General features: G+C 61.0%; 18 protein-coding genes. 3 read left to right on the top strand and 15 right to left on the bottom strand.

Annotation, left to right across the window (positions count from 1 at the left end):
* Positions 1-3: 3 nt before the first annotated feature.
* Positions 4-729 carry a tRNA (guanosine(46)-N7)-methyltransferase TrmB gene (gene trmB, locus BVK86_RS10190; RefSeq protein ID WP_075946318.1) on the top strand — a complete coding sequence of 242 codons (726 nt, stop codon included), beginning with the start codon at positions 4-6 and terminating at the stop codon, positions 727-729.
* Between the two features lie 34 nt (positions 730-763).
* Here the strand turns inward: trmB and BVK86_RS10185 are convergent, their stop codons facing one another.
* The 9 genes from BVK86_RS10185 to BVK86_RS10145 all read right to left on the bottom strand — a co-directional run bounded on the left by BVK86_RS10185 (position 764) and on the right by BVK86_RS10145 (position 7457).
* Positions 764-1087, bottom strand: coding sequence for a DUF3392 domain-containing protein (locus tag BVK86_RS10185; protein ID WP_075946317.1), 324 nt, complete (start codon positions 1085-1087; stop codon positions 764-766).
* 9 nt (positions 1088-1096) lie between these two features.
* Entirely contained in the window at positions 1097-2302 is a 1206-nt protein-coding gene (gene hemW, locus BVK86_RS10180; RefSeq protein ID WP_075946316.1) for a radical SAM family heme chaperone HemW, read from the bottom strand.
* Positions 2299-2895 carry an RdgB/HAM1 family non-canonical purine NTP pyrophosphatase gene (gene rdgB / locus BVK86_RS10175; RefSeq protein WP_075946315.1) on the bottom strand — a complete coding sequence of 199 codons (597 nt, stop codon included), beginning with the start codon at positions 2893-2895 and terminating at the stop codon, positions 2299-2301. Before rdgB ends, hemW begins: the two co-directional genes overlap by 4 nt.
* A complete protein-coding gene (locus BVK86_RS10170) occupies positions 2892-3326 on the bottom strand; it encodes a DUF4426 domain-containing protein (protein WP_075946314.1) in 435 nt (144 codons plus the stop codon). Before BVK86_RS10170 ends, rdgB begins: the two co-directional genes overlap by 4 nt.
* Before the next feature lie 26 nt (positions 3327-3352).
* Positions 3353-3973, bottom strand: a complete 621-nt coding sequence (gene metW / locus BVK86_RS10165; RefSeq protein WP_053163314.1) for a methionine biosynthesis protein MetW — start codon at positions 3971-3973, stop codon at positions 3353-3355.
* A 7-nt stretch (positions 3974-3980) separates the two neighbouring features.
* A complete protein-coding gene (gene metX, locus BVK86_RS10160) occupies positions 3981-5120 on the bottom strand; it encodes a homoserine O-succinyltransferase MetX (protein WP_075946313.1) in 1140 nt (379 codons plus the stop codon).
* 184 nt (positions 5121-5304) lie between these two features.
* Positions 5305-5892: a YggT family protein gene (locus BVK86_RS10155; RefSeq protein ID WP_075946312.1), complete on the bottom strand. Its 588-nt coding sequence runs from the start codon at positions 5890-5892 to the stop codon at positions 5305-5307.
* Positions 5893-5916: 24 nt separating this feature from the next.
* Positions 5917-6735: a pyrroline-5-carboxylate reductase gene (gene proC / locus BVK86_RS10150; RefSeq protein WP_075946311.1), complete on the bottom strand. Its 819-nt coding sequence runs from the start codon at positions 6733-6735 to the stop codon at positions 5917-5919.
* 35 nt (positions 6736-6770) lie between these two features.
* Positions 6771-7457, bottom strand: a complete 687-nt coding sequence (locus BVK86_RS10145; protein WP_075946310.1) for a YggS family pyridoxal phosphate-dependent enzyme — start codon at positions 7455-7457, stop codon at positions 6771-6773.
* Between the two features lie 56 nt (positions 7458-7513).
* Between BVK86_RS10145 and BVK86_RS10140 the strand changes: the two genes are divergently transcribed.
* On the top strand, positions 7514-8548 hold the full coding sequence (locus BVK86_RS10140) for a type IV pilus twitching motility protein PilT (RefSeq protein WP_075946309.1): 1035 nt from the start codon (positions 7514-7516) through the stop codon (positions 8546-8548).
* Positions 8549-8623: 75 nt separating this feature from the next.
* Here the strand turns inward: BVK86_RS10140 and BVK86_RS10135 are convergent, their stop codons facing one another.
* A complete protein-coding gene (locus BVK86_RS10135; protein WP_075946308.1) occupies positions 8624-9241 on the bottom strand; it encodes a C40 family peptidase in 618 nt (205 codons plus the stop codon).
* Between the two features lie 250 nt (positions 9242-9491).
* On the opposite strand from BVK86_RS10135, the gene BVK86_RS10130 reads away from it, so the two are divergent.
* Positions 9492-9923 carry an NINE protein gene (locus BVK86_RS10130; protein WP_075946307.1) on the top strand — a complete coding sequence of 144 codons (432 nt, stop codon included), beginning with the start codon at positions 9492-9494 and terminating at the stop codon, positions 9921-9923.
* A 98-nt stretch (positions 9924-10021) separates the two neighbouring features.
* On the opposite strand, the gene BVK86_RS10125 is transcribed toward BVK86_RS10130, so the two are convergent.
* The 5 genes from BVK86_RS10125 to BVK86_RS10105 form a co-directional block, all read right to left on the bottom strand.
* The gene (locus BVK86_RS10125; RefSeq protein WP_075946306.1) at positions 10022-11293 is read right to left on the bottom strand and encodes a dihydroorotase; all 1272 of its coding nucleotides are present in this window, start codon (positions 11291-11293) and stop codon (positions 10022-10024) included.
* Positions 11290-12294, bottom strand: coding sequence for an aspartate carbamoyltransferase catalytic subunit (locus BVK86_RS10120; protein ID WP_020797380.1), 1005 nt, complete (start codon positions 12292-12294; stop codon positions 11290-11292). Before BVK86_RS10120 ends, BVK86_RS10125 begins: the two co-directional genes overlap by 4 nt.
* Positions 12295-12321: 27 nt before the next feature.
* Entirely contained in the window at positions 12322-12825 is a 504-nt protein-coding gene (gene pyrR / locus BVK86_RS10115; protein WP_075946305.1) for a bifunctional pyr operon transcriptional regulator/uracil phosphoribosyltransferase PyrR, read from the bottom strand.
* Between the two features lie 94 nt (positions 12826-12919).
* Positions 12920-13357, bottom strand: coding sequence for a Holliday junction resolvase RuvX (gene ruvX, locus BVK86_RS10110; RefSeq protein ID WP_075946304.1), 438 nt, complete (start codon positions 13355-13357; stop codon positions 12920-12922).
* Positions 13357-13929, bottom strand: coding sequence for a YqgE/AlgH family protein (locus BVK86_RS10105; RefSeq protein WP_075946303.1), 573 nt, complete (start codon positions 13927-13929; stop codon positions 13357-13359). Before BVK86_RS10105 ends, ruvX begins: the two co-directional genes overlap by 1 nt.
* Between the last annotated feature and the right edge of the window lie 109 nt (positions 13930-14038).

Raw genomic sequence — 14038 nt, 5'->3', positions numbered from 1 at the left:
TTGATGACTGAATCAAACGACACGCCAATCCAGACGGAAGAAGGCGACGAGCGCCAACACCGCCGCATCAAGAGTTTCGTGATGCGCGCCGGGCGCATGACCGAAGGCCAGCAGCGCGGCCTGGACCAGGGCGCACCGAAATTCGTGTTGCCGCTGGCGGACGCGCCAGTGGACTTCGACCAGGTGTTCGGTCGCTCGGCGCCGCGCTCGCTGGAAATCGGTTTCGGCATGGGCCATTCGTTGCTGGAAATGGCAGCGGCGTCGCCGGAGCAGGATTTCATTGGCGTCGAGGTTCACCGTCCGGGTGTCGGCGCGCTGCTCAATGGCGTGCTGACCCAGGGTTTGACCAACCTGCGAGTCTACGATTGCGATGCGATCGAAGTGCTCAACCGCTGCATCGCCGACAACAGCCTTGATCGCCTGATGCTGTTTTTCCCGGACCCTTGGCACAAGAGCCGTCACCACAAGCGTCGTATCGTTCAGGCATCGTTTGCCGAGCTGGTGCGCAGCAAGCTGAAGGTCGGCGGCATTTTGCACATGGCCACCGACTGGGAGCCGTACGCGGAATACATGCTGGAAGTGATGAATGTTGCGCCGGGTTATCGCAACCTCGCCGAAGACGGCCAGTGCGTGCCACGCCCGGCCGAGCGGCCGATCACCAAGTTCGAACGCCGCGGCGAGCGTCTTGGGCATGGCGTGTGGGATTTGAAGTTCGAAAAACAGTCCTAAGCTCACACCCTGCAAACTGTGGGGGTTGCTGAGATCAGCGGCGGTCAGCAACTACACCGATGAGCACCAACACCACCAGCAACACCGGCGCCAGGCTGTAGTTGTTGAACTGGCTCAAGCCTTTGACGATCCATGGCGTAGCGTAGATCAGCGCAGCGCCGCTGCCGATCATGCACAGCAGGGCCATCAGGGGAACGCGCAGGGCGCCGGCGATGCTGCCCAGGCGTTGCTCGACCCAACCTTTGAAATCTGCACCGAACAGCACCAGCAGACAACCCACCAGGGCCAGGGCGATTTCCGAGAGGTTGCTGCGGCTCCAGCGAGACACGGTGGCAAGCAGGTCGAGTACCAAATCCATTCGATTTCCTTATGTCAGAAATTTCTGCAGCAAGTCGTTGAGGAAAAGTTGTCCGCGCGTCGTGGCTACCAGACGTGACGGTTCGACCTGCAACAGGCCGCTTTGTTCGGCTTCACGGCGGCCTTCGGCAAGGCTTTCCAGGGTCATGCCGGTACGTTCCGGGTACAGTCGTGATTCGACGCCTTCGGTCAGTCGCAGTGCGTTCATCAGGAACTCGAACGGCATCTCATCGTTGCCCAGCGCTTTCTCGCCGGCCTTGAAGCTTTTCGCCGGATTCAGATAGTCCTTCGGCAAGCGCGTCTTCCAGGTGCGGACAATGCGCCCGTCCGGATGACTGAGCTTGCCGTGGGCGCCGGCGCCAATGCCGATGAAGTCGCCAAAACTCCAGTAATTGAGGTTATGCCGCGCCGGGCGACCGGGCAGGGCATAGGCCGAGACTTCGTATTGTGCGTAACCGTGTTCGGCGAGCAGCGCCTGACCCGCTTCCTGAATGTCCCACAGCGTGTCGTCTTCGGGCAGCGTCGGCGGCTGGTTCCAGAACACGGTGTTCGGCTCCAGGGTCAGCTGATACCAGGACAGGTGCGTCGGTTTCAGGGCAATCGCGGTGCGCAGGTCCGCGAGGGCGTCGTCCAGGGACTGATCCGGCAGACCGTGCATCAAGTCCAGGTTGAAATTATCGAACCCGGCCTGACGTGCCATGCCGGCGGCGCGCACCGCTTCGTCACCGTTGTGGATGCGGCCCAAAGCCTGGAGTTTTTCCTGCTGGAAGCTCTGGATGCCGATCGACAGGCGATTGATCCCCAGTTTCCGATACGCCACGAACTTGTCTTGTTCAAACGTGCCGGGGTTGGCTTCAAGCGTGATTTCGATATCGCTGGCAAACGCAATGCGCTGTTCCACGCCCTTGAGCAATCGGCCCAAGGCCTGGGCGCTGAACAGGCTCGGCGTACCGCCGCCGAAAAAAATCGAGCTCAGCTCTCGCCCGTAAACGGCATGCAGGTCCTGATCGAGGTCGGCCAGCAACGCCTCGACATACGCCTCTTCCGGCAGCACGGGGCTGGCGGTGTGGGAGTTGAAGTCGCAATAAGGGCATTTGCGTACGCACCACGGAATGTGGATGTAGAGCGCCAGGGGCGGCAGCACCGGCAGGGCCGCCCGAGGCGATTGCGCATCGCCGCCGAAAATCAGGGGCGATGCAGACGATTCACGGGTCATTTCAAGCCCAGGCGCTGGCGCAGCAGATCCATTGCACGGGCGCGGTGGCTGATCTGATTCTTGTCGGCCGGGGTCAACTCGGCGCTGGAGCAATCGCGCTCCGGCACCCAGAACAGCGGGTCGTAGCCAAAACCGTGTTCGCCGCTGGCCTGGGTCAGGATGCGCCCGTGCCATAAGCCTTCGCAGAGGATCGGCAGTGGATCATCGGCGTGACGCACCAGCGCCAGCACGCAGACAAACTGAGCGCCGCGTTCGGCTTCCGGCAAGTCTTTCAGCGCGTCCAGCAGCTTGGCGTTGTTTGCTGCATCGCCTTTGCCGTCGGCATAACGGGCCGAGTAGATACCCGGCGCGCCACCGAGGAAATCCACCGCCAGCCCGGAATCGTCGGCCAGCGCCGGCAGGCCGGAAATGCGCGAGGCATTACGGGCCTTGAGGATGGCGTTCTCGACGAACGACAGACCGGTTTCTTCAGGCTCGATGCTGCTGAATTCGCCGATCGAGCGCAGATGCACCGATTGGCCGAGCATGGCCTGGAGTTCCTTGAGTTTGCCGGCGTTATGGCTGGCCAATACGAGTTGCGTGAAGTTGATCATTGGCCGGGGAAAAGCTCTTGGTTGAAGTTGATGGTGTTGATTTTGTCACCGGTCTGCACCTTGATTTCGAAGGTGCGGGTTTCCTGCTGGGGCACCGGGTACTGGGCGATGTAGTAAATCGCGCCTTGCTCGGTGACCTGTTTGAAGTTCAGCGGCACGCTTTGGCTGGTCAGGTCTTTGACTGTACCGCTGACCTGCGCGATCAGCGGCTTGCCGTCCTTGATCACCGAAATGTTGATCACCCCCTGATGCTTGCTGCGGATCAGTTCAGCCGACTTGGCGATGTCCGGCGTCAGGAAGGTGGAGTTGAAGGTGTTGTAGTGCACGGTGACGTCGCCAAACGTTTCCTTGCGCTCGCCTTTGATGGCGTCGGCGGCCACGGCGGTGACGCTGAGGCAGGCAGTGAGTAAAAACAGCGCTAGACGACCCATGATTGTTCTCCTGGAAATGTGCTGAATCAGACCGCGACCTTATGGTCTGCAAGCCCCGGGCTGCTGACGCGGTAAATACCGATCTCACCTAACAGATTAGGCCATAGCTTACTGGCCCACCCGTGCCGATGCTGTTGATCCACGGCTAGCCGATCAATGACCTTGGCTTCACGTTCGCGACACAAGGCTTCAAAGTCTGCGAAGGTGCAGAAGTGGATGTTCGGCGTGTTGTACCAGGTGTAGGGCAGGAACTCGGAGACCGGCATCCGTCCTTTGCTCGCCAGGTACCAGCGGCAACGCCAGTGACCGAAGTTGGGAAAGGTGATGATGCACTGGCGGCCAACCCGCAGCATTTCATCGAGGATCTTGTCCGGGTAATGCACTGCTTGCAGCGCCTGGGTCATGACCACGACATCAAAGCTGTTGCTGGCGAAGTTGCCCAGGCCCTTGTCCAGGTCCTGTTCGATGACGTTGATGCCCTTGGCCACGCACTCGGCGATGTTGTCCGCGTCGTTTTCCAGGCCGTAGCCGGTGACTTGCTTGTTGTCGCGCAGCCAGGTCAGCAGTTCGCCGTCGCCGCAACCGAGGTCGAGCACGCGGCTACCGGCGGGGATCCATTCCTGGATGATTTCCAGATCAGCTCTCATGGCTCTCTCACAACGTAATGCGGTTCATGTAGTTGCCGAATGCCTGCAAGTAACGCGGGATCGGAATCAGGAAGGCGTCGTGGCCTTGCGGCGCGTCGATTTCCAGATAGCAGACGTCTTTGCGCGCGGCCATCAGCGCGTCCACCAGTTCCCGCGAGCGGGCAGGCGAGAAGCGCCAATCGGTGGTGAACGACATCACGCAGAATTTTGCTGTGGCGTGTTCGAAGGTTTTTGCCAGGTTATCGTCGAAGTTGGCCGCTGGATCGAAGTAGTCCAGCGCTTTGGTCATCAACAGATAGGTGTTGGCATCAAAGCGTCCGGAGAACTCTTCGCCCTGATAACGCAGGTAGCTCTCGACCTGGAACTCGACGCTGTGGAAGTCGTAGTTGAGCTTCTCGCTTTTCAGGCCGCGACCGAATTTTTCGCCCATGGAGTCGTCGGACAGGTACGTAATGTGCCCGACCATTCGCGCCAGCATCAGCCCGCGCTTGGGGATCACGCCATGTTCCTGGAATGAACCGCCGTGGAACTCAGGGTCAGTGAGAATCGCCTGGCGTGCCACTTCGTTGAAGGCGATGTTCTGCGCCGACAGTTTGGGAGCCGAGGCGATGGCCAGGCAATGACGGATGCGGTCAGGGTAGGTGATGCTCCATTGCATCGCCTGCATGCCGCCGAGGCTGCCGCCGATCACGGCTGCGAATTGGGCGATGCCGAGGCGATCGGCCAGACGCGCCTGGCTGTGCACCCAGTCTTCCACGGTCAGCACCGGGAAGTCGGCACCGAACGGCTTGCCGGTGTCCGGGTTGATGCTGCTAGGGCCGGTAGAGCCATTGCAACCGCCGAGGTTGTTCAGGCTGACCACGAAGAATTTGCTGGTATCGATGGGCTTGCCGGGGCCGATGCAGCTGTCCCACCAACCGGGTTTGCGGTCGTCGACGCTGTGATAGCCAGCCGCGTGGTGGTGGCCGGACAAGGCGTGGCAGATCAGCACGGCGTTGCTCGCCGTGGCGTTCAGCGTGCCGTAGGTTTCGTAAATCAGGTCATAGGCTGGAAGCGAACGACCGCAGGCCAATGCCAGGGGTTCGCTGAAGTGCGCCACTTGCGGCGTCACCAGACCAACAGAATCGGGGGGAAAGGCAGCTGGCATCGACCCTGCTCTCGTTGAAATGAGGCGTAAGTCTAAAGACCGGTGGGTTTAGCGGCAAGCAAAGGTCCGGCCTGATTTTCATTCAGTCAGACCGAGGCGCAGCCATCGCGAGCAGGCTCGTTCCCACAGGGGGAACGCATTCCAATGGGGGAGCGAGCCTGCTCGCGAAGAACGATGATGCGGTTTAGATCAGCCCAAACAGTTCCTTCGGCATCAGCGCGTAGTAAGCCAGGCGCGGGATCAGCCAGCTTTGCAGCAATTGCAGCACAATGAACGCGAAGATCGGCGAGATATCCAGGCCGCCCAGGTTCGGGATGATCCGGCGGAATGGCGCGAGGACCGGCTCGGTGATCTGCTGGACCAGTTCCGCGCCCGGGTTGTGGCTGCCAGGAGCAACCCAGGAAAGGATCACACTGATGATCATCGCCCAGAACAGGATCTTCAAAAACAGCGCGAAGATACCGATCAGTGCCCAAGGCACCAGGAACAAAACGTCGACCGAGTAGCCGCTGAGCAGCAGGATGACGGCGAACAGCACCATTTGCACCAGCAGCGCCAGCACCAGCGACGACATGTCCAGGCCGAACATGCTCGGGATTACCCGGCGTAGTGGCTTGAGCAGCGGCTGAGTGGCCTTCACGGCGAACTGGCAGAGCGGGTTGTAGAAGTTGGCGCGCACCAGTTGCAGGATGAAGCGCAACAGCACGATCAGCAGATACAGGCTGCCCAGGGTTTGAATCACAAAAATGGCAGCGTCATTGAGTCCGAGCATTATTGATTCCTTATTTAGTGCTGATTAGCGGCCAAGTTGCTCAGCCATCTCGGCGGAGCGGTGTGCGGCGGCGCCCAGTGCTTGTTCTACCAGAGCTTCGAAGCCGTTGGCCTGGAAAGATTTGATGGCGGCTTCCGTGGTGCCCGCGGGCGAGGTCACGCGGCGGCGCAGTTCAGCGGCGTCGACGTCACTGGATACGGCCATGTGCGCGGCGCCCAGAGCGGTTTGCAGGGTCAACTGCGCGGCGATGTCGGCTGGCAGGCCGAGTTTCACGCCAGCGGCGGTCATCGCCTCGATCAGCAGGAAGAAGTACGCCGGGCCGGAACCGGAAACGGCAGTGACCGCATCCAGTTGCTGCTCTTCGTTCAGCCACAGGGCGATGCCGACCGCAGATAACAACTCCTGGGCTTGCTGGCGCTGTTCGGCCGTCACTTCGGCGGTGGCAAACAGGCCGCTCACACCCTGGCGCAACAGGGCTGGCGTGTTGGGCATGCAACGTACGATTGGCTGGGCACCGAGCCAGTTGTTCATGCTGGCGCAGGTGATGCCGGCAGCAATCGAAACCACCAGTTGCCCTAGCTTCAGGTTCGGGCGAAGGGCTTCGCACACGGCTTTCATTGCCTGTGGCTTGACCGCCAGCACGATGACGTCGGCACCTTCGACGGCCTGGGCATTGTCGGCGAACACTTCGATGCCGTGCTCGGCGCTCACGCGGGCGCGGGTTTCTTCGCCCGGATCGCTGGCGCGGATCTGCGCCGCGTCCAGACCTTTGGCCCGCAGGCCGCCGATCAGGCTGGCGGCCATGTTGCCGGCACCGATAAAGGCAATACGCGTCTTGCTCATGTCAGGTCCTTATAAAGAAGAGAGTCAGCCATGGGTTATGGCCGATCGTAGTCGCGGGCGCCAAACAGTGCGGTACCGATCCGCACCCAGGTGGCGCCTTGGGCGATGGCCGACTCAAGGTCATGGCTCATGCCCATGGATAGTGTGTCGAGTGGCAGGTTCAGGCTGGCTTGCAGGCGTTGCACGGCAGCAAAAGCGGCATCCTGGGCGGCGCGATCTTCAGTCGGCTCGGGGATCGCCATCAGCCCGCGCAACGTCAGGCGCGGCAGGGCGCTGATGGCGTTGGCCAAGGCTGGCAGATCGGCCGGGGTGCAGCCGGATTTACTGGCTTCACCACTGACGTTGACCTGGATGCAGATGTTCAGCGGCGGCAAATCGGCAGGGCGCTGTTCGGACAAGCGTTGTGCGATTTTCAGACGGTCCACGGAATGCACCCAATCGAAATGCTCGGCAATAGCGCGAGTCTTGTTCGATTGAATGGGGCCGATGAAGTGCCAGATCAAGGGCAGGTCGGCCAGTTCGAGCTGTTTGCCCAAGGCCTCTTGCAGATAGTTCTCGCCAAAATCGCGCAGGCCGGCGGCATAGGCGTCGCGCAGGGCTTGTGCGGGTTTGGTCTTGCTCACGGCCAGCAACTGGACGCTGTTTTCGGCGCGGTTGGCGGCGAGTGTTGCGGCATGTATGCGAGAACTAACGTCGAGAATGTTGTCTGCTATGGTGGACATCAAGAGGCGCCAGCGGTCTGAAGGTTCGCGGCATTCTACTGGAATTGAGAGACGCTATGGATATCACTGAATTGCTCGCGTTCAGCGCCAAACAGGGCGCATCCGATCTGCACCTGTCCGCTGGCCTGCCGCCGATGATCCGCGTTGATGGCGACGTGCGACGCATCAACCTGCCGGCGCTGGATCATAAGCAAGTACAGGCGCTCATCTACGACATCATGAACGACACCCAGCGCGTCGACTTCGAAAAACACCTGGAAACCGACTTTTCCTTTGACGTACCCGGCGTGGCGCGTTTCCGGGTCAACGCGTTCAATCAGAGTCGCGGTGCCGGCGCGGTCTTCCGCACGATCCCGTCCAGAGTTCTTACCATGGATGAACTGGGCATGGGCGAGGTGTTCCGCAAGATGACCGATGCGCCTCGCGGCCTGGTGCTGGTCACCGGCCCGACCGGTTCCGGCAAGTCCACCACGCTGGCGGCGATGATCGATTACCTGAACAACCATCGCCATCACCACATCCTCACCATCGAAGACCCGATCGAGTTCATCCACGAATCGCGCAAATGCCTGATCAATCAGCGGGAAGTGCACCGCGACACCCGCAGCTTCGCCACGGCGCTGCGTTCGGCGCTGCGTGAAGACCCGGACGTGATTCTGGTGGGGGAGATGCGAGATCTTGAAACCATTCGCCTCGCACTGACCGCTGCCGAAACCGGCCACCTGGTGTTCGGCACGCTGCACACCACCTCGGCGGCGAAGACCATCGACCGGATCGTCGACGTATTTCCGGGGGACGAGAAATCCATGGTGCGCTCGATGTTGTCCGAGTCGTTGCTGGCAGTGGTGTCGCAGACACTGGTGAAGAAGATCGGCGGCGGGCGCATTGCCGCTCACGAAATCATGCTGGGGACATCGGCGATCCGTAACCTGATCCGCGAAGACAAGGTGGCGCAGATGTATTCGTCCATCCAGTCGGGTGGGTCGCTGGGGATGCAGACGCTGGATATGGGCTTGAAGGATTTGGTGACCAAGGGCTTGGTCAGTCGGGAGCATGCGCGGGAGAAGGCGCGGTCACCGGATGGGTTTTGAGGATTGAAATGCTGCCTGTGGCGAGGGCGCAAGCTCCCTCGCCACAAGTACCCTCAGAGGACGGGCGGTTTCAGATCAGCGCTGAACAACCCGCAACGCATTCTGTTCTTTCGGCAGAACCCGCTTGGCAACCACGTAGTGGTTTTCCCAGTACGGTTTCTTCAGGGTGTCGATGGTCACCGACTTGCCACGGCGCGGTGCGTGGATGAAGCGGTCGTTGCCCAGGTAGATGGCAACGTGGTTGACTCGACGGCTCTTGATGTTGAAGAAAATCAGGTCGCCGGGCTTGAGGTCCTTGCGATCGACTTTCTCGCCATGACCACTGGCCATGGCATTGGACGTGCGTGGCAGGTCAAAGGTAGCGTCGTTGAACGCGTATTTCACCAGGCCGCTGCAGTCGAAGCCTTTGCTCGGGCTGCTGCCGCCCCAACGGTACGGTGTACCGAGGACGTTGACGGCGCGGCTCAGCACATTGCTGCTTTCCTTGGTGGCCATTGGCGGCACCAGGCTGCTTTTGCTGGCCAGTTCAGGAGCGGTTCTGACTGCTTTTTTGCTTTTGCTCGAAGGAGCAGAAGCATGGGATTTTGGGGTGTAACCATTAACGTTTGGAAGACGTTGCTCACGATTGGTGGCGTGGGCGGCCAGTGGCATCAAAAGGCAAATGGTTAGCCATGTCTTGAAAAATGAACGCATTAGGCAAGGCTCGAATAGGTGAACGCGCAACTTTATAACAGCTTTTTTTGTCGTTCCGAGGCCGTTGGTCGATTCAACCTGGGGGTCAACGGAACCAAATAAGCGGCAATTGCACGCAATTGTCGGACAGAAGTCAGGTGTAATAAGGCTTTGACGGGAGTGAAGGTAGCATTTGCCGAATGTCGGGCGCCCGTAAAAAAGTCACAAAGAATTCAAGAATATTTATCTATCGTATGAATCGAGGTCATCCATGAACACCTATCACCCCCCCGTTCCGCATCAGGACACCCACAGCAAAGTGATCGGTTACCTGCTGTGGATTTTCGGTTTTACCGGCGCTCACCGGTTTTATTACGGCAAGCCGGTGACCGGTACGATCTGGTTTTTCACCTTCGGGTTGCTGGGCATCGGCTGGTTGATCGACCTGTTCCTGATCCCGGCCATGGACCGTGAAGCGGATCTGCGTTTTGCCGCCGGGCCAATCGAATACAACGTGGCGTGGATTCTGCTGACGTTCCTGGGTGTGTTCGGTGTGCACCGGATGTATCAGGGCAAGTGGATCAGCGGTTTGCTGTACTTGTTGACGGGCGGGTTGTTCTTTCTTGGGGTGCTCTATGACTTCTGGACGCTGAACGATCAAGTGTCGGTGCGTAACGCGCAAAACAGAGGCGCCTTTCAGTAAGTTGTGGCGAGGGAGCTTGCTCCCGCTGGACTGCGTAGCAGGCCCATCTTGAGGCCGCTGCGCGCCCTAGCGGGAGCAAGCTCCCTCGCCACAGGGTCTTAAGCCTGGTGGCTGATCCGACCATCCACCAAGGTGTAACGCACTACGCCCGGCAGGCTATGCCCAATGAACGGGCAGTTCTCGCCTTTGGACAACCAGGTTTCACCGGCCACGGTCGAGGCCGCCGGGTCGAACAGCACGATGTCCGCTGCGCCACCGACTGCCAGCTTGCCCGCTGGCAGGCGCAAGACCTCGGCAGGGCCAGCACTCAAGCGCGCCAGTAGCGTCGGCAAGTCCAGCAAACCATCTTCCACCAGTGTCATCGCCAGCGGCAGCAGCAATTCAACACTGCTGATGCCCGGCTCGGTCGCGCCGAACGGCGCCAGTTTGGCATCGCGTTCGTGGGGTTGGTGATGGCTGGAAATGGCTGAAACCACGCCCGACTTCACGGCCGCACGCAGACCCTCGCGGTCGGCCCGGGTGCGCAGGGGTGGCTGGACGTGATAGAGGCTGCTGAAGTCGATCAGCGCTTCGTCGGTCAGGATCAGCTGATACAACGCCACATCCGCCGTGACTTTCAGGCCACGTGCCTGCGCCTGGGCGATCAAGGCCACACCGCGCGCGCTGGTCAGCTGGCTGAAGTGTGCGCGCACGCCGCTTTGCTCGACCAGCAACAGGTCGCGGGCCAGGGCCACGGTTTCGGCGGTTTCCGGAATGCCCGGGAGACCGAGGAAGCTGGCGGTCGGGCCTTCATGGGCCAGGCCCCCTTCGGCCAGGTCATGATCCTGGGAGTTGAAAATCACTGTCAGGTCGAAGGTCGCCGCATACTCCAGCGCCCGGCACAGGGTGCGGGTGTTGCGGAAGCTCTCCAGGCCATTGCCGAAGGCGACGCAACCGGCATCGCGCAACGCGACCAGCTCGGCCAGTTGTTCGCCGTCCAGGCCTTTGCTCAGTGCACCAATCGGGAACACTTTAGCGTTTCCGGCTTCGCGGGCGCGGTCGAGGATCAGTTCGGCCACGGCCGAGGTGTCCAGCACCGGTCTGGTTTTCGGAGGGCAGCACAGGCTAGTGACACCGCCGGCCGCTGCGGCACGGGTTTCGCTGATGATCGAGCCTTTGCGGCTGTAGCCCGGCTCGCGCAGGGCGACGTTGAGGTCGACCAGGCCCGGAGCGGCCACCAGGCCTGTGGCATCGATGGTGTCGACTGCGACAAAACCAGCCGGTGCGGCGCCAAGGGCGACGATCTTGCAGGCTTCAATATGAATATCGGTGACTTGATCCAGGCCGCTGGCCGGGTCGATGACGCGTGCGCCGAGAATGCTGAGCTTCACTGAACGTTCTCCTGCTCGAATTGGCGCTGGGCCGTCTGCCCGCTCATGGCCATGGACAGCACGGCCATGCGAATCGCGATGCCGTAGGTCACTTGATTGAGAATCACCGAATGCGGACCGTCGGCCACCGCTGACTCGATCTCCACCCCCCGATTGATCGGCCCCGGGTGCATGACGATGGCATCGGGTTTGGCGCCGGCCAGGCGTGCGGTGGTCAGGCCGAACAGGCGATAGAACTCGCCTTCGCTTGGCAACAGGCCGCCGGTCATGCGTTCACGCTGCAGGCGCAACATGATCACCACGTCCACGTCCTTCAAGCCTTCGGTCATGTCGGTGTAGACCTTCACGCCGTATTGCTCGATGCCGATCGGCAGCAGGGTTTTGGGGGCGATCACGCGGATGTCCGGGCAGCCCAGGGTTTTCAGGGCCAGCATGTTCGAGCGTGCGACCCGCGAGTGCAGGATGTCGCCGACGATGGCCACCGAAAGGTTTTCGAAGCCGCCCTTGTGCCGGCGGATGGTCAGCATGTCGAGCATGCCCTGGGTCGGGTGCGCGTGACGGCCGTCGCCGCCGTTGATGATCGCCACTTGCGGGCAGACATGCTCGGCGATGAAGTGCGCGGCACCGGAATCACCGTGACGCACGACGAACATGTCGGCAGCCATGGCTTCGAGGTTGCGCAGGGTGTCGAGCAGGGTTTCCCCCTTGCTCGCCGACGATGTCGACACGTTCAGGGTGATCACGTCTGCCGACAAGCGCTGGGCCGCCAGTTCGAAGGTGGTGCGGGTGCGGGTCGAGTTCTCGAAGAACACGTTGCACACGGTCTTGCCGCGCAGCAACGGGACTTTTTTCACGGCCCGGGCGCCGACTTCGAGGAAGGAATCGGCGGTGTCGAGGATTTCCGTCAGCAACTCGCGGCGCAGACCGTCGAGCGAGAGGAAGTGGCGCAGCTGGCCCTGATCATTGAGCTGCAGCGGGCGCTTGGTGTCTAGAGGCGTCATCGCGAGGGGGACTCTCAATAGGGCGGATTAAAGGGCGAGATCTTGCAGTTCGAGCGCAAGCTCCGGGCCGGACAGTTTCACGCGCTCGTGGGCGGCCAGGGACAGGGTTGCGCCGACCACGTTCGGGCGGATCGGCAGCTCGCCGGCGTCCAGGTCCAGCAGGCACACCAGCGTCACACTGGCCGGGCGGCCGTAGTCGAACAGTTCGTTCATGGCGGCGCGGATGGTGCGGCCGCTCATCAGTACGTCATCGATCAGCACCAGATGCTGGCCTTCGATTTCGAAGGGCAGGGCCGATGGGCGCACCTGTGGGTGCAGGCCGTTCTGGCTGAAATCGTCGCGGTAGAAGGAAACGTCGAGTGTGCCAAGAGGTTCCGCGCTGCCCAGCTCTTTGAGCAAGGCTTGGGCGACCCAGACGCCGCCGGTACGGATACCGATGTAGCGCGGTTCGCTGATACCACGGTGTTCCAGGTGTGCCTTGAGATCAGATGCCATCTGGCTGATCAGTTCGGCGGGATTGGGCAGGCTCATGGTTGCTCCTTCTTGGGCCCGAGGCGGCTTTTGCTTGAGGTGGCTCGGGTTGTTACTAAAAGAGCCGCTTCGCGACTCTTCAGGATTGGGTATGTCAGGATTCGAACAGCGCGGCATTTTCGTCGAGCCAGCCTTGCAGTAGCAGGGCGGCGGCGATGGCATCGACCGGGTTGTCGCGGTAACTGCCTTTTTGTCCTCCGCGATCACGTCGTTCACCTTTGGCTTCGAAAGTGGTCAGGCGCTCATCGTGGGTATAGAAGGGCAGGTTGAAGCGGCCGTTGAGGCGGCGGGCGAATTTTTCCGCGCGTACGCACATGTCGCTGGGGGTGCCGTCCATGTTCAACGGCAGGCCGACCACCACGGCGTCGGGCTTCCACTCTTTGATCAGGGCTTCGACCTGATCCCAGTCGGGAATGCCATTCTGCGCTTTCAATGTGCACAACTCGCGGGCCTGGCCGGTAATCACCTGGCCGACCGCGACGCCGATCTGTTTGGTGCCGTAGTCGAAGCCGAGAATCAGCCGCAGGGCCATCAGGCGTGCCCCGCCTGGCTGGTCAACAGGCTGAGGTTGACGCCCAGGTGCCTGGCGGCGGCCTCCAGGCGCAGTTCACTGCTGGTGTTGAACAGGATGTCGGCGTCGAACGGGCAGGTCAGCCAGGCGTTTTGCGCCAGTTCGGCTTCCAGCTGCCCGGCTTCCCAGCCGGCATAACCGAGGGCGATCAGGCTTTTCGCCGGGCCGACGCCATCGGCGATGGCGAACAGCACGTCCTGTGACGTCGACAGCGAGAGCTCGCCTTCCAGATCAACGGTCGCCTGAAAGGTCTTTCCCGACGGATGCAGGACAAAGCCGCGATCGGTCTGCACCGGCCCACCGATGAAGATTGGCACATGCTGGCAGAGGACCGGCGGTTCGATATCGGGGCGTAATTGCTCGAGGATGTCGGCCAGGTTCAGGTCTTGCGGACGGTTGATCACCAGCCCCATGGCACCGTTGGCCGTGTGCTCGACGATGTAGGTCAGGGTGTGCGCAAAGTTCGGGTCGGCCATGTGAGGCATGGCGATCAGAAATTGATGCTTGAGGTAGCTGGGGCTGACGTTTTTCATGAGCGCTAGTGTGGCGTTGGAGGGGCGAACTGACAAGCTGGGGATGTGTAGGAAATGCCGCAAATGTCTGGAATCGATGCGCAACCTTGTGGGAGTGAGCCTGCTCGCG

The organism is Pseudomonas reinekei (genome assembly GCF_001945365.1).
In the GTDB taxonomy this organism is placed as follows: Bacteria; Pseudomonadota; Gammaproteobacteria; order Pseudomonadales; family Pseudomonadaceae; genus Aquipseudomonas; species Aquipseudomonas reinekei.
This window is presented reverse-complemented; position numbering and strand designations above follow the sequence as displayed.